General features: G+C 64.3%; 22 protein-coding genes. 9 read left to right on the top strand and 13 right to left on the bottom strand.

The window, feature by feature from the left end; all coding sequences use genetic code 11:
* Positions 1-19 precede the first annotated feature (19 nt).
* The 3 genes from ABE960_RS06920 to ABE960_RS06910 are packed head-to-tail and all read right to left on the bottom strand — an operon-like array spanning position 20 to position 2,984.
* Positions 20-1,546, bottom strand: a complete 1,527-nt coding sequence (locus ABE960_RS06920; RefSeq protein ID WP_349761519.1) for a tripartite tricarboxylate transporter permease — start codon at positions 1,544-1,546, stop codon at positions 20-22.
* On the bottom strand, positions 1,546-1,998 hold the full coding sequence (locus tag ABE960_RS06915) for a tripartite tricarboxylate transporter TctB family protein (RefSeq protein WP_349761518.1): 453 nt from the start codon (positions 1,996-1,998) through the stop codon (positions 1,546-1,548). Before ABE960_RS06915 ends, ABE960_RS06920 begins: the two co-directional genes overlap by 1 nt.
* On the bottom strand, positions 1,998-2,984 hold the full coding sequence (locus ABE960_RS06910; protein ID WP_349761517.1) for a Bug family tripartite tricarboxylate transporter substrate binding protein: 987 nt from the start codon (positions 2,982-2,984) through the stop codon (positions 1,998-2,000). Before ABE960_RS06910 ends, ABE960_RS06915 begins: the two co-directional genes overlap by 1 nt.
* A gap of 260 nt (positions 2,985-3,244) precedes the next feature.
* Here ABE960_RS06910 and ABE960_RS06905 point away from each other — a divergent pair, with 260 nt between their 5' ends.
* From ABE960_RS06905 to ABE960_RS06890, 4 genes are read left to right on the top strand one after another with little or no spacing between them, the layout of a single operon-like run.
* The gene (locus ABE960_RS06905; protein ID WP_349761516.1) at positions 3,245-3,859 is read left to right on the top strand and encodes a helix-turn-helix domain-containing protein; all 615 of its coding nucleotides are present in this window, start codon (positions 3,245-3,247) and stop codon (positions 3,857-3,859) included.
* The gene (locus tag ABE960_RS06900) at positions 3,856-4,518 is read left to right on the top strand and encodes a response regulator transcription factor (protein WP_349761515.1); all 663 of its coding nucleotides are present in this window, start codon (positions 3,856-3,858) and stop codon (positions 4,516-4,518) included. Before ABE960_RS06905 ends, ABE960_RS06900 begins: the two co-directional genes overlap by 4 nt.
* The gene (locus ABE960_RS06895) at positions 4,515-5,888 is read left to right on the top strand and encodes a sensor histidine kinase (protein ID WP_349761514.1); all 1,374 of its coding nucleotides are present in this window, start codon (positions 4,515-4,517) and stop codon (positions 5,886-5,888) included. The genes ABE960_RS06900 and ABE960_RS06895 overlap by 4 nt, the downstream gene beginning before the upstream one ends.
* Complete coding sequence (locus ABE960_RS06890) at positions 5,885-6,967, top strand: ABC transporter substrate-binding protein (RefSeq protein WP_349761513.1); 1,083 nt, start codon at positions 5,885-5,887, stop codon at positions 6,965-6,967. Before ABE960_RS06895 ends, ABE960_RS06890 begins: the two co-directional genes overlap by 4 nt.
* 19 nt (positions 6,968-6,986) lie before the next feature.
* On the opposite strand, the gene ABE960_RS06885 is transcribed toward ABE960_RS06890, so the two are convergent.
* The gene (locus ABE960_RS06885; RefSeq protein ID WP_432765353.1) at positions 6,987-7,373 is read right to left on the bottom strand and encodes a septal ring lytic transglycosylase RlpA family protein; all 387 of its coding nucleotides are present in this window, start codon (positions 7,371-7,373) and stop codon (positions 6,987-6,989) included.
* A gap of 56 nt (positions 7,374-7,429) precedes the next feature.
* Positions 7,430-8,302, bottom strand: coding sequence for a uroporphyrinogen-III C-methyltransferase (gene cobA / locus ABE960_RS06880; RefSeq protein WP_349761512.1), 873 nt, complete (start codon positions 8,300-8,302; stop codon positions 7,430-7,432).
* A gap of 310 nt (positions 8,303-8,612) precedes the next feature.
* Here cobA and cfa point away from each other — a divergent pair, with 310 nt between their 5' ends.
* From cfa to ABE960_RS06860, 4 genes are all read left to right on the top strand, one after another.
* Entirely contained in the window at positions 8,613-9,764 is a 1,152-nt protein-coding gene (gene cfa / locus ABE960_RS06875) for a cyclopropane fatty acyl phospholipid synthase (protein WP_349761511.1), read from the top strand.
* 182 nt (positions 9,765-9,946) lie between these two features.
* Positions 9,947-11,908 (top strand): RecQ family ATP-dependent DNA helicase, encoded by a 1,962-nt coding sequence (locus ABE960_RS06870; RefSeq protein WP_349761510.1) that lies wholly within the window; start codon positions 9,947-9,949, stop codon positions 11,906-11,908.
* 136 nt (positions 11,909-12,044) lie between these two features.
* On the top strand, positions 12,045-12,383 hold the full coding sequence (locus ABE960_RS06865) for a 4a-hydroxytetrahydrobiopterin dehydratase (protein ID WP_349761509.1): 339 nt from the start codon (positions 12,045-12,047) through the stop codon (positions 12,381-12,383).
* Entirely contained in the window at positions 12,384-13,571 is a 1,188-nt protein-coding gene (locus tag ABE960_RS06860) for an amino acid aminotransferase (RefSeq protein ID WP_349761508.1), read from the top strand.
* Positions 13,572-13,640: 69 nt separating this feature from the next.
* Here ABE960_RS06860 and ABE960_RS14870 read toward each other — a convergent pair whose 3' ends face one another.
* The 5 genes from ABE960_RS14870 to ABE960_RS06845 form a co-directional block, all read right to left on the bottom strand.
* On the bottom strand, positions 13,641-14,069 hold the full coding sequence (locus ABE960_RS14870; RefSeq protein ID WP_432765352.1) for an FAD-dependent oxidoreductase: 429 nt from the start codon (positions 14,067-14,069) through the stop codon (positions 13,641-13,643).
* On the bottom strand, positions 14,035-14,352 hold the full coding sequence (locus tag ABE960_RS14865) for an FAD-dependent oxidoreductase (protein ID WP_432765351.1): 318 nt from the start codon (positions 14,350-14,352) through the stop codon (positions 14,035-14,037). The genes ABE960_RS14870 and ABE960_RS14865 overlap by 35 nt, the downstream gene beginning before the upstream one ends.
* On the bottom strand, positions 14,337-14,660 hold the full coding sequence (locus ABE960_RS14860) for an FAD-dependent oxidoreductase (protein ID WP_432765359.1): 324 nt from the start codon (positions 14,658-14,660) through the stop codon (positions 14,337-14,339). The genes ABE960_RS14865 and ABE960_RS14860 overlap by 16 nt, the downstream gene beginning before the upstream one ends.
* A gap of 108 nt (positions 14,661-14,768) precedes the next feature.
* Complete coding sequence (locus ABE960_RS06850; protein ID WP_349761917.1) at positions 14,769-16,055, bottom strand: MATE family efflux transporter; 1,287 nt, start codon at positions 16,053-16,055, stop codon at positions 14,769-14,771.
* A 117-nt stretch (positions 16,056-16,172) separates the two neighbouring features.
* Positions 16,173-17,999, bottom strand: a complete 1,827-nt coding sequence (locus tag ABE960_RS06845) for a putative bifunctional diguanylate cyclase/phosphodiesterase (protein ID WP_349761507.1) — start codon at positions 17,997-17,999, stop codon at positions 16,173-16,175.
* Between the two features lie 291 nt (positions 18,000-18,290).
* Here ABE960_RS06845 and ABE960_RS06840 point away from each other — a divergent pair, with 291 nt between their 5' ends.
* Positions 18,291-19,085: a 2OG-Fe dioxygenase family protein gene (locus tag ABE960_RS06840; RefSeq protein ID WP_349761506.1), complete on the top strand. Its 795-nt coding sequence runs from the start codon at positions 18,291-18,293 to the stop codon at positions 19,083-19,085.
* Positions 19,086-19,209: 124 nt separating this feature from the next.
* On the opposite strand, the gene ABE960_RS06835 is transcribed toward ABE960_RS06840, so the two are convergent.
* From ABE960_RS06835 to ABE960_RS06825, 3 genes are all read right to left on the bottom strand, one after another.
* Positions 19,210-19,794 carry a YceI family protein gene (locus tag ABE960_RS06835; protein WP_349761505.1) on the bottom strand — a complete coding sequence of 195 codons (585 nt, stop codon included), beginning with the start codon at positions 19,792-19,794 and terminating at the stop codon, positions 19,210-19,212.
* A gap of 38 nt (positions 19,795-19,832) precedes the next feature.
* Entirely contained in the window at positions 19,833-20,387 is a 555-nt protein-coding gene (locus tag ABE960_RS06830) for a cytochrome b (RefSeq protein WP_349761504.1), read from the bottom strand.
* Positions 20,388-20,557: 170 nt separating this feature from the next.
* Complete coding sequence (locus tag ABE960_RS06825; RefSeq protein WP_349761503.1) at positions 20,558-21,247, bottom strand: type 1 glutamine amidotransferase domain-containing protein; 690 nt, start codon at positions 21,245-21,247, stop codon at positions 20,558-20,560.
* Positions 21,248-21,277: the final 30 nt, after the last annotated feature.

The raw sequence follows: 21,277 nt of genomic DNA, 5'->3' as shown, positions 1-21,277 counted from the left end.
CAGACAGGAAGCGAGATGGCTAGTCGCCTTCCGGATTGCCCGTACCGGTCGTTACCTTCATTCGGCTGCGAAGGATGGGACCAACAACGTACGGCAGGATCAGTCCCAGACCGGCGAATACCCACAGGCCGATGGCCAGCCCACTGTCCCACAGGATGGTCCAGTCGCCATCGGATATGTCCATGGCATGGCGCAGGTTCTTCTCCATCTCAGGACCCAGCAGCAGCCCGAGGATGACCGGCACCAGCGGGATCTCCAGCTTGCGCAGCACATACCCCCCCACACCGAAGGCCACCATGAAATAGAGGTCAAAGGTGGTGTTGCTGATCGAGTAGATCCCCACGAAGGCGATCATGGTGACGACCGGCAACAGGTACATCGGCGGCACCGAGAGCAGCTTCACGAAGATGCCGACCAGTGGAATGTTGAGCACCAGCAGCAGGAAGTTGCCGATCAGCAGCGCCGCGATCACCCCCCATACGACGTCGGCGTGTTGGGTGAACATCAGCGGCCCCGGCGTGATGTTGAGCGAAATCAACAACGCCAGCAGCACGGCCGTGGTCCCGCTGCCCGGGACGCCGAGGGTCAACATGGGCACCAGCGCACCGCTGGAAGCGCCGTTGTTACCGGCCTCGGGCCCGGCCACCCCACGCGGGTCGCCCTGGCCGAAATAGCCCTTCTTGCCGACCACCTTCTTCTCGAGGGTATAGCCGATGAAGCTGCCAAGCGAAGCGCCGGCACCGGGCAAGACCCCGGCAATGAAGCCCAGCACCCCGCCGCGCAGGCTCGATGGCAGGATGTGGCGGATGTCGGCCCAGGAGAGCTTGAGCTTGTTGACGACCATCTTCTCCTTGCCACCGCCGGCGCGCTCCTCGATGAAGAACAGCAGCTCCGAAATGGCAAATAGCCCGACGATGGCGATGATGAAGTCCACCCCCTCGTAGAGCTCCAGAACACCGAAGGTGAAGCGCTGCACGCCAGTGTTGTCGATGCCCATGGTGGCGATCATCAGGCCGATGGCCGCGGCCACTATCGTCTTCATCGGGTTCTTGCCGGTGATGCCGCCAAGGGTGGCGAAGGCCAGCAGGAAAAGCGCGAAATACTCCGCGGGACCGAAGGTCAAGGCGAAGTCGGCCAACAACGGCGCCAGCAGGATCAGGCCGATGGTGGCCACCAGGCTGCCGATGAACGAGGCCACCGCGGAGATTGCCAGGGCCTCCGCCGCCTTGCCCTGCTGGGCCATGGGGTAGCCATCGAGGCAGGTCATCATGGCGGGTTCATCGCCGGGAATGTTGAGCAGGATCGACGAGATGCGCCCGCCGTACATGGCACCGGCATAGACCGCGGTGAGCATGATCAGGGCGGTCTCGGGGGCGAGGCCCAGAGTAAACGCCAGAGGGATCAGGATCGCCACCCCGTTGGCCGGACCCAGGCCCGGCAGCGCACCGATCAGGGTGCCCAGGAAGGCGCCCATCAGGGCGAACATCAGGTTGTGCGGCGCTAAAGCGACGCCGAAGCCGTCGATCAGATAGCCGAGGGTCTCCATCAGTTCACCTCCAGGAACGAGAGCAGGCCCAGCGGCAGCGCGAGGTCCAGGGCGAAGTTGAATACCAGGTAGACCACCAGGCCGGAGACCGCGCCGGTGAGGTAGGCACGCAGCGGCTGCGCGCCCATGCGCCAGCACAAGGTGCCGACGGCCAGGGCCGTGCTGAGGATGAAACCAAGCGGCTGCAGCAGCATGGCGTAGAGCACCAGCACCACCACGGAGATCACCAGCTCGATGCCCGTTCGGCTCCAGGGCCAGGCATTATCCGGGTCGGGCCTGACGATCAGGTAGAGGCTGGACAGGGCCAGCACCACCGAAAGCAGCAGCGGGAAGGTCTCGGGACCAACGGCCTCGCTGCCACCGAAGGGTTCGGGGAGTTGAGTGGCGCCCCAGCCGTACGCGACGGCCAGGGCGATCATCATCACTCCAAAGATGCGATCATTGAAGGTCATTACTGAATCAGCCCGATGTCCTTGGAAAGCTGCTCGATATCAACGATCTGGTCGGTCACGAAGCTCTCGAACTCACCGGCGCTCATGTGGAAGGGCATCAGGCCATTGTTGGTCATGACGTCCTGCCACTCCTGGCTTTCGTAGATGGTGTCCATGGCATCCACCCAGTACTGCTTGGCATCATCGGAGATGTCGGCGGGCATGTAGAAGCCGCGCCAGTTGGGGCCGATGGCATCGATGCCCTGCTCCATTGCAGTGGGGATATCGCCAAACTTGCCAGGCAGGCGCTCCTCGGAGAGCACGGCCAGCACGCGCAGATCACCGGATTCCATGAAGCCCTGGGCCTCGGAGATGTCGCCGGTGAAGGCGTCGACGTGCCCGCCGACCACCTGAGTCATGGCCTCGCCGCCGTTGTTGTAGGACAGGTAGGCGATGCGAGGCAGGTTCTCGACGCCAGCCGCCTGGGCGGCGATCAGCACCTTGAGATGATCCCAACCGCCCTTGGCACTGCCACCGGCGAACTTGATGCTGCGCGGGTCCTCCTTGAGGGCCTCCATCATCTCGGGGAGATCATCGATCTCGGAGTCATCAGACACGGCGATGACACCATAGTCCGCGCCCAGGGCACCGATCCAGTTGACCATGTCGGCAGTCATGCCCGGAAACTGGCCCTGGGCCAGACGCGTGGTGGTGGCCGTGGAAGCCGCCACCAGCAGCTGGTCGTCACCCGCGCGCTTGCTGACGGTATGCGCATAGGCCACACCACCGCCGGCACCGGCCATGTTGATGGTCTGGACGTTTCCGGGTACCAGGTCGAGGTCCTGCAGTACCTTGCCTACGCTACGGCAGGTGAAGTCCCAGCCGCCGCCCGGATCGGCGGGCGCGAGGCACTCCACCTTGCCCTCGGGCTCGAAGGCGAAGGCAGAGGCTGCGGTGGTGGCGAGGACGGTGATCGCTACCAGTTGGACGGGTCGCTTGAGATTCATGGCGGGCGTTCCTCCTGACATCAGGCTTATGTGATGCTTGTGTGATGATTGGCTTGCGGAACCTGTCATCCTTCCTTACAATTCTGTAAGGCAGAACATCGTTCCTCAGGATGGAAAACTAGGCTCCGCGTCGAGGGACGTCAACGCCCGGGCGCTCGATTGCGACCAAAGTTCAACGCCGTCAAGGCTCGATACCACCCAGATTCGACACACCAGCTCTCACCACCAGGGCGACATACAGAACGGAGGCTCGATCCGCGATGGCACAGGACCGCGTCGAGGCCGTGGAGCGGGCACTGACGGTGCTCGAGGCCTTCGACTCCCCGCAGGAACACTTCACCCTGGCCGAGCTGGCCAAGGCCACCGGCTACTACAAGAGCACCCTGCTGCGGCTGCTGGGGTCGCTGGCCCGCTTCGACTACGTCCAGCGCGACGACCACGGGCACTGGCACCTCGGCCATGCCCCGGTGCGCCTGGCCCGCCGGAATCTCCCTGGCCGGCATCTGGCGACCCGGATCCAGCCCCTGTTGGCCCGTCTGGCGGCAGACACCGGCGAGACCGCCACCCTGCTCGAAGTGCAAGATGGCATGGCAGAGTGTCGACTCGTCGCGCTGCCCGAGACCTCGCTGCGCCATGACCTGCAGCCGGGCGACCGCTGGGCAGTGATGGATGACCACGACCCCCGGCCGGTGCTGCCTGGCGGGGCCATGGTGTGCGAAGCGCTGCCCGGTGACGCTCTCGAGTCTCCGATGTGGCTTGCCCTGTCGGGACCCGCCGGACGCCTGGATACTCGACGAGCCAAGGCGGCTCTGGTGGATGCCGTGGCCAGGCTGGTAGCCGGCCCAGGGGGGAGCTTCCGGGAGACGAGCCCATGACGCTGCTGCTGGTAGAAGACGATATCCTGCTGGCCGAGACCCTGGTCGATACCCTTGGACTCGAGGGCCATGACGTCTGCCATCTTGCCGACGGTGAAGCGGCACGGGAGCGACTCTCGGAAACGGGACATGATACCGCGCTGGTGCTGCTCGACCTCAATCTTCCGGGCTGCAGTGGACTGGACGTGCTCCAGGCCCTGCGTCGCCACGATCGGGACACGCCCGTGCTGATTCTCACCGCCCGCGGCGCCGTGGAGGACCGGGTGCGTGGGCTCGATCTGGGCGCCGACGACTATCTCGCCAAGCCCTTCGCCCTCGACGAGCTCGAGGCCCGGGTGCGCGCCCTGCTCCGGCGCCGCAGTCCGACGACGGAGCTGACGGTCGGCGCCCTGGTGCTGGACACCCGGCAACAGCGCTTCACGCTCGAGGGGGAGATCCTTGCCCTACCCCCTAGAGAGCAGCGCCTGCTCGCCTGCCTGATGCAGCATGCCGGCGAGCCGGTGGACAAGGCCCGCCTCGCCGAGGAGGCCTTCCAGGGAGATGCCATGGGGGACAACGCCATCGAGGTCTATGTCCACCGGCTGCGCAAGCGGCTCGGCAGCACCGGCCCGGCCTTGCGCACGGTGCGTGGCCTGGGCTACCTGCTGGAGGCCATGTGAAGCGCGGCGACAGCCTCTATCGCCGCCTGCTGGCCTGGCTTCTGCTGCCCCTGCTGATACTGGGCAGCCTGATCCTGCTGCAGGCCTGGATCGAGGCGCGGCGCACCGCAGACCGCGCCTTCGACCGGTTGCTCGAGGCCGCCTCGCTGGCCATCGCCGAACAGGTTCAGTGGCAGGACGAACGCCTGTGGCTCGACCTGCCGCCGGCCGCCCTGGACATGCTGGCCACCGATGCCGAGGAGCGGGTGTTCTACAGCCTGGTCGACAGCCGCGGGCACACGATCACCGGTAATGCCGATCTGCCGGGGGATACACGACAGGATGGCTCCGACGACGACACCCTGCTCTACCGCGACATTTCCTGGCAGGGCCTGTCGCTGCGCCAGGGGGTTAGACGCACGCGACTGGAGGACTGGCAACTTCGGGAACCCTTCGAGGTGCGTGTCGCCCACAGCCGCGAGGGGCGCGATGCCCTGGCCGCCGAGCTTTGGCGGGGCAACCTTACGATGATCCTGGCCATGGCTGCGCTGGCGATCGTGGCGCTGCTGCTGTCGATCCGAGCGGCACTGGCCCCGCTGACCCGCCTGCGACGCGCGATCCGCCGCCGCGACCCCCGCACCCTCGCGCCCCTGGAACTGCAACTGCCCCGCGAGCTCGCCGAGCTGCGCGATACCGTCAACGAGCTGCTCGCCAGGATGCGCCGGGTGCGCGCCAACCAGGAGCGCTTCATTGGCGACGCCTCGCACCAGCTGCGCACGCCGTTGTCGGGACTGTCGGCACGGGCCGAGCTCGCCCTGCGCCAGGACGACCCGGCCCGCTGGCGGGAGGCGCTGGTCGCCATGCAGGCCACCAGCACCCGCACCGCGCGCCTGGCGATGCAATTGCTGTCACTGACCCGGCTGGCCAACCCCGAATACCGACCCGAACTCGCGCCGCTGGACCTCAACGCCATCGCCCGGGAAGCGGTACGTGAACACTGGTCGGCCTGCCACCGGGTGGGAGTCGACCTGGGAGTAGAGACGGCCGCAACCCAGGTCGAGATCCAGGGCATCGACTGGCAGCTCGCCGAGGCGATCGGCAACCTGATCGACAATGCCTGTCGCTACGGGGCTTGCCACGTCACGGTGAAGGTCGAGGAGCAACCGCCGAGCCTGGCCGTCGAGGACGATGGCCCGGGGATTCCCGCGGAACGGCGGCGGCTGATGCTGCGTCCCTTCCACCGCGATCATGAAGACCTCGAGGGGTCCGGCCTGGGCCTTGCCATCGTCGACGGTATCGCCCGCGCTCACGGGGCACGCCTCACGCTCTCCGAAGGGCCGGGAAGTCGTGGGCTGCGCGTGGCCCTGTTTTTTCCTGGAGACACTCGATGACGTCCCTGAACAGGTTCGCCAGGCGCTGCCTGCTGCTGCTCGTTCTTTCGGCACCTGCCGCCTTCGCCGACGAGACGCTGCTCTACCCTGCCATTCCCGGTAGTGGACCGGCCTCTGCGTTGGTGATCCATGGCGCCCTGGACCTGCCACAGATTCGACCGCTACTGGAAGCCTTTCACCGCGACCACCCCCGCATCGAGCTCCGCTACCGCAACCTCACGACCCTGGCCCTGCATGAGCGGTTCCTCAAGGCACCCTCGGAGGCCGATGTGCTGCTCTCCTCGGCCATGCCCTGGCAGTATCGTCTGGCCAATGATGGCCATGCACGATCGCTGGAGACACTCGAGGCACAGCGCTGGCCGGCCTGGGCCCGCTGGCGACGCGAGCTCTTCGCGATCACCTTCGAGCCCATCGTGATGGTGGTGAACGAGACAGTCATCGAGCGGTTCGGCGAGATCCGCAGTCACGCCGACCTGCTGGCGTTGCTGGAACGACATGGCGAGGCGCTGGCTGGTCGCGTGGTGACCTATGACCCGGCCACCAGTGGCGCAGGCTATACCTATGCCATCGAGGAGTCGCGGCTCTCGCCCCGCTACTGGGAGCTGGTGGCGGCACTGGGCCGGACCGAGGCCGACCTGGCGGGCACGACCGGGGAGATGCTGGAGGGGTTGATCGAGGAACGCTATCTGGTGGGCTACAACCTGCTGGGGAGCTATGCCCGGAACCGCCTGGTCGACCAGCCGCACCTGCGGATCGTGGTGCCCGAGGACTATGCGCTGGTGACCCAGCGCCTGGCGCTGATGCCCCGCCTGGCGCCCCATCCCGAGGCGGCGGAGCGCTTCCTTGGCTTTCTGATCAGCGAGACGGGGCAGGCGGTGCTGGCTCGAGATACCACGCTGGGCGCGATCCATCCCTCGCTAAAGGGCCCGGGCACGGCAGCATCACTGCGACGGCAACGGGGCGAAGCGCTGAGACCGATCACCCTGGGCCCCGGCTTGCTGGCGACCCTGGACGACCTGAAGCGACAGGCGCTGCTGACGCGCTGGCGACGAGAATTCACGCGGCAGGAAGGCCGCTGAGCCATCGCTCGCGGTCAGCTCATTGAACGAAGGATATCTCTACCGGCACGGTTCCCCGCTTGAGCATGCCCAGTTCCTTGGCGGCACGCTTGGACAGGTCGATGATGCGCCCCTTGACATAGGGTCCGCGGTCATTGATCAGGACCTCGACCTCGCGGCCGTTGTCCTCTCGGGAGACCAGGACCCTGGTGCCGAACGGCAGGGTGGGATGGGCCGCCGTGAGGGCCTGCTGGTTGAAGGGCTCGCCACTGGCCGTGGTGCGTCCCTGGAAGCGATCGCTGTAGTAGGACGCGACGCCCTGTTGGGTGCTTGCCTTCTTTCCGTGGGCCTGCGCTTTCCCGGCACAGCCGGTCATCAGCAGTCCAGCTAGGCAGCAGGCCAGAATCAGTCGGGAACGTGTCCCCATGCTGTCACCTCGACGTAAAGTCTTGCGCCGACTCGCGGATCCAGCGATGAGGCGCCCTAATCGGTCGTTGGCGGCGAGGGATGTTTGCCTTGAAGCCAACCCGAACTGTTGGCCAGTTCCTGATCGAACCAGGCCAGCCGATCATGCAATGTCACCACACTACCGACGATGATCAGGGTCGGCGGGCGGATAGTAACCACTTCGCCAGTCGGTGGCAAGTTTGCCAGTGTCCCGACATGCACCCGCTGCCTGGCCGTTGTGCCCTGCTCGATCAGTGCCACGGGTGTATCGGGGGCCAGTCCGTGGACCTGCAACTGTTCGCCGATCAGAGACAGGCTGCCCAGCCCCATGTAGAAGACCAGGGTCTGGCCGGGACCGGCCAGCGTCGGCCAGTCCAGATCGCTGCTGCCGTTACGCAGGTGGCCGGTGACGAAGCGCACCGACTGGGCATGATCGCGGTGTGTCAGCGGAATCCCGGCATAGGCCGCACAGCCCGAGGCCGCGGTGATGCCGGGCACCACTTCTACCATGATGCCCGCCTCGACCAGCGTCTCGAGTTCCTCGCCGCCGCGGCCGAAGATGAACGGATCGCCCCCCTTGAGCCGCACCACGCGCTTGCCCGCCCTGGCCCAGTCGACCAGGGCCTGGTTGATGCCGTCCTGGGGAACGCTGTGTCGCGATCGCTCCTTGCCGACATAGAACCGACTGGCCTCGGGCCCCGCCAGGGCCAGGATCTCGTCGCTGACCAAGCGGTCGTGCAGGATCACCTCGGCGGCCTGGAGGCGTCGCAATGCCTTGACCGTGAGCAGTTCCGGATCTCCCGGGCCGGCCCCGACGAGACTCACACAGCCCGACGGAAAGACGGAACCCAACGGCAGCGTCAGCGCCGCATCGGGCCGACCATCATGTCGCGCGGGACCGGTCTTCATATTCCATTTACTCCAATAATCAACTCCATCTTATGCGCCATGGTAATTAACAGCCGCAATGGATACCACTACTGCTTCGGCACAAGACGATCACCGATGGGATAACCGCTACCACCACAGGAAGCATCGCCCCTGCTGGACGGGGGGCGAGGCGGGAACTTTCGGAACATCCCGCCGCGGCGAACTCCTTGAAATACACGACTCAAGGAAGCTGGTCTATGCTGATTTCCAACAGAAAAAATAGCGCGGAACCGCGCGGAGCGCGTTAGTGAGCCTGATAGCCCAACAAGGGACAAGGAAGGAGGACTCCATGACCAGCGACCCCCGTATCGGCCCGATTGCCCTGCCCGATTCCCGAGCCCGATGGGTAGTCGAACGGCTCCTCGACGGTTCAGGCGTGACACTCAACGGTGACTACCCGCAGGATATCCGCGTACTGCATCCCGACTTCTTCTCACGAATACTGCGCCACGGAACCCTGGGGCTCGGTGAATCCTACATGGATGGCTGGTGGGAATGTGAACGTATCGACCAGATGGCCTCCCGGATGCTGCTGCATGGACTGGGTCAACATGCCCGCACACCGTCGGAAAGGCTCATGTACCGGCTGCAGGCAGGGTTCCTCAATCTGCAGAGCAGGACCCGGGCCTATCGGGTCGGCGAGGTCCACTATGATCTGGGCAATGACCTCTTCGAACGCATGCTCGATGACACCATGTGCTACTCCTGCGCCTACTGGAAGGATGCCGATGATCTCGCCGGTGCGCAGCGGGCCAAGCTCGAGCTTGCCTGTCAAAAGCTTGACCTGAAGCCAGGCATGAAGGTCCTCGACATCGGCTGCGGCTGGGGCAGCTTCGCCGAACATGCGGCCAGACACCATGGCGTGAGCGTCACCGGCATCACCATATCCAGAGAGCAGGCTGACCTGGCCAGGGAGCGCTGCGCCGGGTTGCCGGTGGATATCCTGCTGCAGGATTACCGTGACCTCGATGGCCTCTATGATCGCATCGTGTCCATCGGCATGTTCGAGCACGTGGGGCACCGCAATTACGGCACCTATTTCGAGACCGTGAAGCGCCTCATGCCAATGGACGGCCTCTTCCTGCTCCATACCATCGGCGCCAACCGCTCCGAGATCACGGCGGACCCCTGGATCCACCGCTACATCTTCCCCAACGGCGTACTGCCCTCGGCCATGCACATCGCTCGAGCCAGTGAGGATCACCTGATGATGGAGGACTGGCAGAACTTCGGCCTGGACTACGACAGGACGCTGATGGCCTGGCTGGCAAACGTCGACACCCACTGGCAGGAGATAGCCCCGCGTTACAACGAGCGCACCCGCCGAATGTTCCGCTATTACCTCTCGGTCTGCGCCGGGGCCTTCCGCGCCCGCCATCTCCAGCTCTGGCAGGTGGTCTTCTCCCGTGGGCGCGCCGCTCGTTACGATGCCCCGCGTTAAGGCCCGGTCGCTGGAGGTCATGCTCGGTCATGGACATGTCCCTTCCCTGCCCATGTCATTCATGACCGGGATGCCCGAAGTACCGTGACATCGCCTGCCAGGTAGGCGGACGAGGGGCGGCTGCGGACGTTATACTGGAAGGATCCTCAGTGAATCTTCGATGACTCGGCAGGGAGTGCCCCATGATCCAGCAGACGCTCGAACAGGTCTTCGGCTATGACGACTTCCGCCCCGGCCAGCGTCCGGTCATCGAGGCCATCATGGCCGGACGCTCGGCGGCGGCCATCTTCCCTACCGGTTCCGGCAAGTCGCTCTGCTATCAGTTGCCTGCCCTGCACCTGCCCCAGCTGACCCTGGTGATCTCCCCGCTGCTGGCCCTGATGCAGGACCAGTTGGCATTCCTGGCACGCCACGGCATCGCGGCCGCAAGCCTCGATTCCGGGCAGAGCCGCGAGGAAGCGGTGGCGGTGATGGAGGGCGTCAAGCGCGGAGACATCCGCGTCTTGATGGTCTCGGTGGAGCGCCTCAAGAACGAGCGCTTCCGTGCCTTCATCCGCCGCGTGCCGATCTCGCTGATGGTGGTGGACGAGGCGCACTGTATCTCCGAATGGGGGCACAACTTCCGGCCGGACTACCTCAAGCTCCCTGCCTACCGCCGGGAGTTTTCCATCCCGCAGGTACTGCTGCTCACCGCGACGGCCACACCAAGGGTCATCGATGACATGCGCAGCCGCTTCGACATCGTCCGGTATGATGTCACCGGCACCGGTTTCTATCGCGCCAACCTCGACCTGCATGTCTCGCCGGTGCCCGCCACCGAACGTCCGCGCCGCCTGGTGGAGTGGCTGCGGCCGAGGTTCGCACAGGCGCCGCCCCAGCCGACCATCGTCTACGTCACCCTGCAGCAGACAGCCGAGCGTCTGGCCGCCTACCTGGAAAAGGCCGGCCTGCCGGCGACCGCCTATCACGCCGGGCTCGATGGAGATCGACGCGACGCGATCCAGCGAGACTTCATGGCGGGTCACACGCCATGCATCGTTGCCACCATCGCCTTCGGCATGGGCATCGACAAGGCCGACATCCGCAACGTGGTGCATTTCGACCTGCCGAAGTCCATCGAGAACTACAGCCAGGAGATCGGCCGCGCCGGCAGGGACGGTCTTCCCTCGAGCTGCCTGATGCTGGCCGGGCGCGACCATCTCGAAGTGCTGGAGAACTTCGTCTACGGCGATACGCCGGAGCATCACGGCATTGGCCGGGTGATCGATGAGCTGCAAGGCGCCGGCCGCGAGTGGGAGCTGATGCTCAACACCCTGTCGCGGCTCAGCAATATCCGTCCCCTGCCGCTCAAGACCCTTCTCGTGCAACTCGAGCTGCGCGGCATCATTGCCCCTCGCTACAGCTATTTTGCCGACTACCGTTTCAGGCTGGCGGGCGACCCCGAGACGCTGGTGGAACGCTTCCAGGGCGAACGCCGCGCCTTCGTCCAGGCGATTCTTGAGGCCTCCAGCCGTGCCCGCACCTGGTACACGCTGGACTTCGCCGCGCTGGAGGCACTGGGTGAGGAGCGGGGGCTCGATACCAGACGCGGCAGGATCATCACCGCGCTGGAGTACTTCGTCGAGAAGGGCTGGATGACGCTGGAGAGCAAGCAGATGACCGAGGTCTACGAGGTGCTCGCGCCCAACGCTGACCCCGTGGCGCTGACCGATGAGCTTTGCGCCTATTTTCGCGACAAGGAGCGCGCGGAGATCGACCGCCTGCAGGCCATGCTGGCGCTCTTCGAGAGCGACGGTTGCCTCAGCCGGAAACTGGCCGACTGGTTCGGCGACGCCCGTGCGCCCGAACGCTGCGGACACTGCTCGGCCTGTCGTGGGCAGGTGGCCCACCTGCCGCCCTCCCCGCCAGCCACCCCCCTCTCGAGCCAGGATATCGAGGCCCTGTGCGCCCCCCTAATGCAACGCCTCGCCGAGGCCGGCGAGGGCCATCCCGCGACGCCGGACCTGCTCACGCGCTTCCTGTGCGGCATCACTGTCCCGCTCTTCACCCCCTTGAAGGCCCGGCAACTGGATGGCTTTGCGGCTCTGGAAGGCTACCCCTATGGTGAGGTGCGCGAGAGGGTCGCTGAGCGCCTGGCCGCCTGAGTGTGGCGGGTCATCCTGTGGCCGCTTGACGAGGAGCTTGACCACCCGATCACCCTGCGCGACTCTTCCGGGCAGGGTTTCCCGTGACAGTGCGAGCCCGTGACGCGGGTGACCTTCCCGACGACCAGGAGGCACCATGAGCCAGCTTTCCGAGCAGCCCTGCGAGGCCTGCCACTGGGACGCTCCCCACGTGACAGAAACCGAGATCGAGCAGTACCGGACAGAGATCCCCGAGTGGCAGATCGTCGACCGGAATGGCATCATGCAGCTTCAACGAACCTTCACGTTCAAGAATTTCGTGCAGGCCCTCGACTTCACCCAGCGAGTCGGCGAGATCGCCGAACAAGCCGATCACCATCCCGCGATACTCACGGAGTACGGCAAGGTGACCGTGTCCTGGTGGTCGCACAAGATCAAGGGCCTGCACAAGAACGACTTCATTCTTGCCGCCAGAACTGACGAGGTAGCGACATAAATGTTCGAGCACATTGAGCGGGTTCCCGGGGACGCCATCCTCGGTCTCATCGAGGCCTTCAAGAAGGACACCAACCCTCAGAAGGTCGATCTCGGCGTGGGCGTCTACAAGGACGACCAGGGCAATACTCCGGTAATGCGCGCCGTCAAGGAAGCCGAGGCCCTGCTGCTCAAGAACGAGACCACCAAGACCTACATCGGCTCCCATGGCGCGCCGGCGTATGGCGAGGTGGTGCTGCCCATGGTGCTGGGCGAGGGCTCGCCGGTGCTGGAGGCCAAGCGCGCCAGTGCCACCCAGTCACCCGGCGGCACCGGTGCCCTGCGCCTGGCGGCGGATTTCATCGCCAAGGAGCTGCCCGGCAAGGACATCTGGGTCTCCGACCCGACCTGGCCGAACCACCTGGGTATCTTTCCGGCTGCCGGACTGACACTGCAAAAGTACCCCTATGTCGATGCCGAGAACCGGCTGGACTTCGACGGCATGCTGGGGGCTCTCAAGCAGATCCCGGAAGGCGACGTGGTGCTGCTGCACGCCTGCTGCCACAATCCCACCGGCTTCGACCTGTCCCGCGAGCAGTGGCAGCAGGTGCTGGAGGTCCTCCGCGAGCGCAGCCTTCTGCCGCTGATCGACTTCGCCTACCAGGGCTTCGGCGAGGGCCTCGACGAGGACGCCTACGGGGTGCGCCTGCTGGCCGAGAACCTCGACGAGGTGATCATCACCAGCTCCTGCTCCAAGAACTTCGGCATCTACTGCGAGCGCACCGGCTGCCTGATCCTGGTGGCGAAGAACGAGGAGCAGATGGAGAACGTCCGCTCCCAGATCGCCATCGTCGCTCGGGAGAACTACTCCAACCCGCCGGCCCACGGCGGCTCCATCGTCAGCGAGATCCTGCATTCCGCCGAGCTGGCCGCCACCTGGCGCGAGGAGCTCACCGAGATGCGCGATCGCATCAATACGCTGCGTCGTGACTTCGTCGAGGCCTTGAAGCCCTATGACCTGGACCAGAAGTACGCCTGCGTGGCGGAGCAGCGCGGCATGTTCTCCTACACCGGCCTGACGCCCGAGCAGGTCGACCGCCTGCGTGACGAGTTCGGCATCTACATGGTGCGCTCCGGCCGCGCCAACGTGGCTGGCTTCTCCCACAAGAACCTGCCCTACCTGGCCAAGGCGATCGCCGCGGTCAACTGATCCGGTCATCCCTGGAAACGACAATGCCCGGGCCACTGGCCCGGGCATTGTCATTTCCGGCAGGGTGTATCAGGCCGCGTAGCGGGAGACATCCAGTCCGCTGGGGTCGATGGTCGGCGCCTTGCCGCTCATCAAATCGGCCAGCAGCTGGCCGCTGCCGCAGCTCATGGTCCAGCCCAGGGTACCGTGACCGGTGTTGAGCCACAGGTTGTCGACCCCGGTTGCCCCGATGATCGGCGTGGAGTCCGGCGTCATGGGACGAAGACCAGTCCAGAATTCTGCCCTGGCCACGTCACCCCCCTCGGGGAAGACGTCGCGCACCACCATGCCGATGGGGGCCCGGCGCTTCTCCAGCAGGCTCAGGTCGTAGGAGGCAAGCTCAGCGGTGCCGCCAACCCGGATGCGATCATCGAAGCGCGAGATCGCCACCTTGAAGGTCTCGTCCATCACCGTGGACTGGGGGTCACCGCCGTCGTCGGTGACCGGCTCCCCGGCCAAATGCCGGCTCGACGCCGGCGATCTCGTCGGCGTCGAGCAACTTGTGGCGCACCCCGCACTGCGCCAGGACCTTCATGTCCTTGGCCACCGCCTCGACCTGGCTCTCATGGCGGAACAACTGCAGGAGACCGCGCTGACGGTCCTCGTAGCGGATGACGGTCTCGTCGCGCAGGGCATTGATGCAGGCCCGGCTGTGCTCGGCCATGCGCACCATGCGCTCCTTGTTGAACGTGTAGCGCTCGGGGTGGCAATTGCCGAGCATCTGCATCATGAAGCGCGCCATGCTCGGATCCATCCTGGGCTGTATCTTGAGGAGGCATGCTCCTGAAACATCCACTTCACGGCCTTGCGGGGAATGCCCGGCGCGGCCCAGGGAGAGGAGAACCCGAAGGAGACCTGGCCCGCATTGCCGTAGCTGGTTTCCAGCGCCGGTGACGGCTGGCGGTCCACCACCGTGACCTCGTGGCCCTGGCGGGCCAGGTAATAGGCGCTGGTGACGCCGACGACGCCACTGCCGAGAATCAGTACCTCCATGGGGTTCCCCTTCTGCCGCGTGGCAGGATCAACGAGGCCGGCAGTGTAGGGGAAGATTCATAGAGCTTTCGTCCGAAATATGAACCATGAATAAATCATAGAATTGTTTTTATAAATTTTTATATACAGTCTTTCCAATAAATACAGATTTTTTAGAAAGTCCCCCTAGGAGGGGTAGGACGATTGCCTGCGGGGGCTTTCCAGGATCCTTCGCAGCACCTGCCAAGCCGCCAGGCCCGCCAGCAGGTTTCCGATCGCCGCTCCCATCGCCAGGCCGACCAGGTCGCCAAGCCAGGCTCCGGTCCAGAGACACGGCAAGTAGAAGACGAACAGCCGGCCGGCAGACATCAACATGGCACGCAGCGGCCAACCCAGGGCGTTGCCGGCCGACACCACGATCATGCAGACACCCAGCGCTGCGTAGCTCGGCAGCAGGAAGCGGATCAGCGTCGCCAGATCGTCGCGAACCTCGGGATTACCGGAGAGCAGTAGGGCCAGCCAGGGTGATACCTGGGCCAGGAGGATCCCCAGCGACAGCTGCCAGACCACCACCACCCTGAGCGCCAGCCGCATCAGTCGGTGAACCTGGTCCCAATCGCCCGCACCGTAGCAACGACCCAGCCAGGGCGGCAGCGACATCGTCATGGCCAGCACCACCATCAGAGAGAGGGTCTCCAGGCGACTGGCCAGCCCCCAGGCCGCCACCTGGGCCTCGCCCAGGGAGGCGACCACCGAAATGGCCAGCATGGCGGCCAGGGGCGGCATCAGTTGGCTGACCATGGCCGGGCCGGCGATGCCGGCGAAGGGCACCAGCGAGCGCTGAACCTCCCCGGCCAGCCCCTCGACCGCCAGCCAGTCCTTGCCGCCCAGGCGCCTTCCCACCAGCAGCAGGCCGGTACCGAAAGCGATGGAGGTCGCCCAGGCCGCTCCCGGCAGGCCCAGTCCCTCCCAGGAACCGACACCGAATATCAGCAGCGGGTCGAGCATCAGATTCAACAGGCTGGTGATCACCATCATCTTGCCCGGTAGCCAGGTGTCGCCGTGTGCCCTGAACAGGCTGTAGACGAAGTAGAGCACCGCTCCGAGCCAGGCGGCCAGCAGTTGGGGGGCCCAATAATGGCGGATCAGCTCCCGAGTCGTCTCGTCGGCCCCCAGCAGGCCGAAAACCGGTTCCTGGATGGCCCACAGAAGCAGCACAAGCAGCGCGATGGTGGCGGTCCCGACCACCAGCACCAGGCTGCCCAGCCGACGCGCCCGAGCGGTCTCATCCGCCCCCAGGGCGCGCGAGATCAACGCCGCGATGGCGATACCCATACCCACCTGGATGCCGATGACCAGAAAGGACAACGGGAAGGTGAATGACTGGGCGGCCAGCGGAGCCGTACCCAGCCGAGCGATGAAGGCACTGTCCACCAGTTGGAAGCCGAGCAGCGACAGCACGCCGATGGCCATGGGCCAGGTCTGGCGCCACAGGGTGAGGCCGAGGGAAGTGCGGGATGCGTCGTGAGGATTCACACAGGCTCCAGGATCGAACGGAGCCTGGCATTCTACGCCATGGCGGCGCCGGACTCAGCCAGAGAGTCCCGGGTGCCCCGCCACCAGTCCGGCCAGGATGCGTTCTACTTCCTCGGCAGGCATGGGGCGGAAGAAGTAGAACCCCTGGACCAGATCGCAGCGCATCTCCTGGACCAGCGTCAGCTGCTCGCGGTTTTCTACCCCTTCGGCCACCACCTCTAGTCCCAGACGATGGCCTATAAAGATCGCAGCCTCCATGATGGCGCGATCCTCGGGCTGGTCCGGGGCATCCCGAACGAAAGCGCGGTCAATCTTCAGCGCCGTGACCGGGAAGTGCTTGAGGTAACTCAGCGATGAATAGCCGGTCCCGAAATCATCGATGGCAATGCGGAACCCCAGGTGATGGAGCCGGCGCAACCCCTCAAGAATCCTGTCGTCGGCTTCAATCAGCACGTTCTCGGTGAGTTCAATGCCAATATGCCGCGGACCGAGGTCATGCCGTGCCAGGCAGGCCTCGAAGCGCTCGAAGATATCGGGCCGGCTCATCTGTCGACCGGAGAAATTGATATCGATGCGCTCCAGTGGCAGGCCGGCGTCTCGCCATTGCGCCCGCTGACGACACGCGGTTTCCATGATCCAGTCACCGAGACGGTGGATCAGTTCAGAACGTTCGGCGAGGGGAATGAACTCGGCAGGAGAGATCGGCGGGCCTTCCTCAGGCTGCCAGCGAAGCAGCGCCTCGAGGTTCTCGATGTGTCCGCTGGCGGCCGATACCTGAGGCTGGTAATTCAGCGAAAGCTCTTCGCTGTTCAGTGCCTTCGCCAGCCGATCGACGAGGCGATGCTGGTGCAGCAGCTCGTCATGGAGCTTCTGGTCGAAGAACCACACACTCCCGCGACCATCAAGCTTGGCACGGTTCTTGGCCACATCGGCATTGCGTATCAGCTCCCGCGCCGTATCGCCATTATCGGGATATATGCTGACGCCCAGGCAGGCCGTCACCAGGCGTCGTGACCCATCCATCACGAAGGGAGCACGTAGAACCTGCTGAACCTTCCGGACCAGTTGCGGGAGCACATCTTCACGCTGGAACCCCGGGAAGGCGATCACGAACTCGTCGCTTGAGAGCCGTGACATCAAGTCAGAACCACGCTTCGTCCGATGCAGGCGCCGAGTCAATTCAACGAGCAGCCGGTCGCCCTGCTCGTAACCAAGAGCATCATTGATCTCCACGAAACGATCAATATCCAGGTAGACCAGCACCAGGCCACCGTCCTGTCGCCGACAGTCGGCGATGGCCTCGTCGAGCTGTGACTCGAAGGTCTGCCGATTCGGCAAGTGGGTCAGCGCGTCGAAGCGCGTGGCGAAATCCAGTTCGCGATGGGCGCGTTTCTGATCCGAGAGGTCCACATCGACGCAGAACATCAGAGGGTCGTCGGTGTGCTCGTTCAGCATCACGTGATGCGAGAAGACCGACACCATCTCGCCACTCTTGTGCTGGAGATCCAGTTCATCGGCCGGGATCTCGACGCCCTTCTCCATCCAGGCCCGATGCGCCTGTATCACGGGGTCGCGCATCGGCCCCGGGATGATCAGTTCTTCCAGAAGTTGGCCCTGAGCCTCTTCTCGACCATAGCCATAGAGCCGTGTACTGGCTTCGTTCCAGTAGATCACTCGGCGATCGCGGTCGTAGCCCTGAACGGCTACCTTGGGCAGGCTTTCCAGCAGGGCACGGAAACGTTGCTCGCTTTCCAGATACTGGCGACGAACGAGTTCCACATCGTCAGAGAGTGCTGTCTCCCGAACGACGGACCATTTCACCCTGACCTGCTGCCACCTGCGTAGCAGCCATTGCCGGAAGCGGGTTTCACGACCGCTCATTCGTCCCCTCATCATCGCAAGGCGATACCGCTGATCGAGCTCAGGCCGGATAACCCGAGACGGCATCGAGAACCGATATCCTACACGCCGATGTAAGCAATCTCCTACAAATGATGTCACATCCTGGACGTTGCATTCAGTCTTTTAAACGTAGTCGTTAAGCCTGTTGACATGAGTAGTTTCGTACATTTTTTGACATTTAGTCGTAAATCTTCTCATTTTCAGAAGGTTGTCCGGACTCTTCCGGCAACTCACGGGCAATGATGCCCGCTTCGCATTGGAGAAGAAATCATGAAACTCGATACCCTCAAGTATGGCTTCGATCCCGCCACCATGCCTCTCGACCCCGTTGCCGACTACTGGACCCCAGAGGTCACCCGCACACTCGAGCAGCAGGACTGGGCCCAGACCGAAGTGCGCTCACGCGTGGACCTCGAGGCATGGCAGGCATTCACCAATGACTTGCCCCGGGACCCCTATGTCAATCGCCGCTGGAAGCGCATGTCCTGGCTAACGCTGGATGAACGGGGCGATGTCTTCGACATGGGGACTTGCCCGATGGCCCAGGGAGGCGCCTTCAATGATGCCGAGAGCATGGCGGATCGCCTTCGCTACTACGATCCCCTGACCTCGGAGTTCATGGCCCGGCCGGACGTGAAAGCCTTCGTGCGTGCCTGGGCCAGGCTCTGGAACCTGCGGCCGAACGAGCCCATCCTCATGCAGATCACCGGCGTTCGCGGCGAAGGGATGGTAGACCCCCTGCAGGGCCAGGGGATTCATGCCGATGGCTGCAAGGCGCTGAGCGTCATGGTGCTGAACCGCAAAAACGTGGTAGGCGCCGAGAATCACCTTTATGCCGACAAGGCAGGAAGCCTACCCCTCGTCGACATGACCCTCGACCCAGGGGATATCCTGCATCTGCGTGATGACCGCCTGTACCATAGTGTGGATGCCGTCTCTCAGGAAGATGAGACCGAGCCCTTCGAACGCTTCATCATCATCATCAACAGCCGATTCGTGGATGAGTTCCAGAACCGCATCCTGCGCCGGCACTTCCCCGATGCGGTCCTCAACGAGACTGCTTGATATCCACCACGATTCTCACTACTAACCCTGAAGTAAAAACGACCCCCCCGGAGCCTCTCCGGGGGGGTGTCAGGGTGCCTGCTGAATTCAGCGCGGCGATCTATACTGTCGGAACAGCCTGAAATTACTGGCGAGTACCCTCGAAGGTGACGTATAGCTCGAGCTCACGCATGACCTCGGGGAAGTTGCTCATGTCGATACCAAAGTCTGCCAGGGTCAGGGTGGTGGAACCCTCGAAACCGGCACGATAGCCCCCCCAGGGATCCTCGCCTTCACCCAGCAGGGTGACAGGCATATCGATCGTATTGGTCTCGCCGTGCAGCGTCAGCTCGCCGGTCAGGATGCCTTCGTTCTCGCCCATCGGCTCGAAGCCGGTGGAGTTGAAGGTAGCAGTCGGGTACTCGCCAACAGCCAGGAAGTCTTCACTCTTGAAGTGCTTGTCGCGCTCGGCATGGTTGGTGTCGAGGCTCGCCACATCGACCTCCACGCTAGCGGACGATGCCTCCAGATTCTCGGGATCGTAGCTGAAGCTTCCGGAAAACTCCTCGAAACTACCGAGGATGTAGGAAAAGCCCAGGTGATTGATCTTGAACTGCACGAAGGCATGCTGGCCGTCGGTATCGATGGCGTAGTCGGCGGCCTGGGCCTGGGAAATGGGCACCAGGGCGGCGGCGGCCAGGGCAGTGGTGAAGCCAGTCTTCTTGATCATGGTATCTCCTTGCGGATCGTCGCGGGGGAAGGATCGCCTCAGGGGCGACGAGAGTGGTTCGGGTCGACCATACGAACCACGACATCGTTGCGATCGACTCGATGATGTTTCAGGGCCGCCAGGGCATGAACGGCCGACAGCAGGAGCAACATCAGGGCACTGTACCAGTGCACCTGGCCAGCCAGGGTGGCCTGGTCAGGCAGGTCGCTGACCAGCGCCGGGACCTCGAAGGCATCGAACACCTCGATACCCTGGCCCCCGGCGGTGGAGATCAGGTAGCCACTGACCAGCACCACGAACATCAGCACATAGAGCCCGATGTGCCCCAGGTGGGCGGACAGGCGCTCCAGACGTTGCCCCCTTGCCACCGGGGTCGGCTGGACGAGCCTCCACGCCATGCGCAGGACGATGGCAAACAGCAGCAACATGCCGACAGAGCGATGCCACCAGGGGCCCAGGTTGTACCAGCTGTCATAGTACCCGAGCCCCGTCATCCACCAGCCCAGCGCGAAGAGGCCGATGATGGCCAGGGCGCTGACCCAATGCAGCAGGATACTGACCAGGCCCCAGCCACGATGGGTGTTCTTCCACATGGTTTCTGTTGCCTCCGAGCGTGTCATCTTCGAAGGACAGCATACGCCACGGCACTATCGTCATCAGCGAATAAACCCGAACACATCATTCGGAAAAACCACATGCCGCCCGCCACGACGGACGTGACGGGCGGCATGTGAACTACTGGTGCGCTGCGGCTCACAGGGTGTCAGTCTCGCTCGGCCAGCACCTCGAGCAGCAACCGAGCCGTGGAGGCACTGGAGGCCGGATTCTGGCCGGTGATCAGGAGGCCGTCGCGCACCTGGAAGGGCGCGAAATCGTCGCTGCTGCGCTCGTAGCGACCGCCCTTCTCCTTGAGGGCATCCTCGAGCAGGTGCGGCACGACCCCGGTGAGGCCCACGGCCTCCTCCTCGCTGTTGGCGAAGCCGGTGACCTTGCGCCCCTTGACCAGCGGCTCGCCCTCGGGGGTCCTGGCCTCGAGGAGCACCGTGGGCGCGTGGCAGACGGAGGCCACCGGACGCTCGGCGGCCAGGAAGGCCTCGATCAGGCGCCGGGAATCGGCATCGCCGGTCAGATCCCACAGGGGACCGTGTCCGCCGGGATAGAAGATCGCATCGAAGTCACCGACCTCGACCTCACTGAGCTTGCGGGTCTCGGCGAGCTGCGCCTTGGCCTGGTCGTCCGCCTCGAAGCGCCGTGTTTCCTCGGTGAGGGCCTCCTCGGCCTGGGAGTTGGGGTCCACCGGCGGCTGGCCCCCCTTGGGTGAGGCCAGGGTGATCTCGGCCCCGGCGTCCTTGAAGACATAGTAGGGGGCGGCGAACTCCTCGAGCCAGAAGCCGGTCTGGTGGCCGGTATCCCCCATGCGGTCATGGGACGTCAGTACCATCAGGATCTTCATCGTTGCCCTCCTCGGGCATGAGTGAATGCG

This window comes from Halomonas aquatica (assembly GCF_040196335.1).
In the GTDB taxonomy this organism is placed as follows: Bacteria; Pseudomonadota; Gammaproteobacteria; order Pseudomonadales; family Halomonadaceae; genus Halomonas; species Halomonas aquatica.
The sequence above is the reverse complement of the archived record's forward strand: the minus strand, read 5'-3'. Positions and strand labels throughout refer to the sequence as shown.

Excerpts from the sequence above, each read along its gene's own strand:
- ABE960_RS06850 (WP_349761917.1), bottom strand. The coding sequence starts at position 16,055 with ATGGCCATCGGCGTGCTGTCGCTGCTCGGCTTCCAACTGGTGGACAGT.
- ABE960_RS06885 (WP_432765353.1), bottom strand. The coding sequence starts at position 7,373 with ATGGGGACACGTTCCCGACTGATTCTGGCCTGCTGCCTAGCTGGACTG.
- ABE960_RS06845 (WP_349761507.1), bottom strand. The coding sequence starts at position 17,999 with ATGAGCGGTCGTGAAACCCGCTTCCGGCAATGGCTGCTACGCAGGTGG.
- ABE960_RS06905 (WP_349761516.1), top strand. The coding sequence starts at position 3,245 with ATGGCACAGGACCGCGTCGAGGCCGTGGAGCGGGCACTGACGGTGCTC.
- ABE960_RS06860 (WP_349761508.1), top strand. The coding sequence starts at position 12,384 with ATGTTCGAGCACATTGAGCGGGTTCCCGGGGACGCCATCCTCGGTCTC.
- ABE960_RS06890 (WP_349761513.1), top strand. The coding sequence starts at position 5,885 with ATGACGTCCCTGAACAGGTTCGCCAGGCGCTGCCTGCTGCTGCTCGTT.
- ABE960_RS06870 (WP_349761510.1), top strand. The coding sequence starts at position 9,947 with ATGATCCAGCAGACGCTCGAACAGGTCTTCGGCTATGACGACTTCCGC.
- cobA (WP_349761512.1), bottom strand. The coding sequence starts at position 8,302 with ATGAAGACCGGTCCCGCGCGACATGATGGTCGGCCCGATGCGGCGCTG.
- ABE960_RS06920 (WP_349761519.1), bottom strand. The coding sequence starts at position 1,546 with ATGGAGACCCTCGGCTATCTGATCGACGGCTTCGGCGTCGCTTTAGCG.
- ABE960_RS14865 (WP_432765351.1), bottom strand. The coding sequence starts at position 14,352 with ATGGCGCGCTTCATGATGCAGATGCTCGGCAATTGCCACCCCGAGCGC.
- ABE960_RS06830 (WP_349761504.1), bottom strand. The coding sequence starts at position 20,387 with ATGTGGAAGAACACCCATCGTGGCTGGGGCCTGGTCAGTATCCTGCTG.
- cfa (WP_349761511.1), top strand. The coding sequence starts at position 8,613 with ATGACCAGCGACCCCCGTATCGGCCCGATTGCCCTGCCCGATTCCCGA.
- ABE960_RS06900 (WP_349761515.1), top strand. The coding sequence starts at position 3,856 with ATGACGCTGCTGCTGGTAGAAGACGATATCCTGCTGGCCGAGACCCTG.
- ABE960_RS06835 (WP_349761505.1), bottom strand. The coding sequence starts at position 19,794 with ATGATCAAGAAGACTGGCTTCACCACTGCCCTGGCCGCCGCCGCCCTG.
- ABE960_RS06840 (WP_349761506.1), top strand. The coding sequence starts at position 18,291 with ATGAAACTCGATACCCTCAAGTATGGCTTCGATCCCGCCACCATGCCT.
- ABE960_RS06825 (WP_349761503.1), bottom strand. The coding sequence starts at position 21,247 with ATGAAGATCCTGATGGTACTGACGTCCCATGACCGCATGGGGGATACC.
- ABE960_RS06910 (WP_349761517.1), bottom strand. The coding sequence starts at position 2,984 with ATGAATCTCAAGCGACCCGTCCAACTGGTAGCGATCACCGTCCTCGCC.
- ABE960_RS06915 (WP_349761518.1), bottom strand. The coding sequence starts at position 1,998 with ATGACCTTCAATGATCGCATCTTTGGAGTGATGATGATCGCCCTGGCC.
- ABE960_RS06865 (WP_349761509.1), top strand. The coding sequence starts at position 12,045 with ATGAGCCAGCTTTCCGAGCAGCCCTGCGAGGCCTGCCACTGGGACGCT.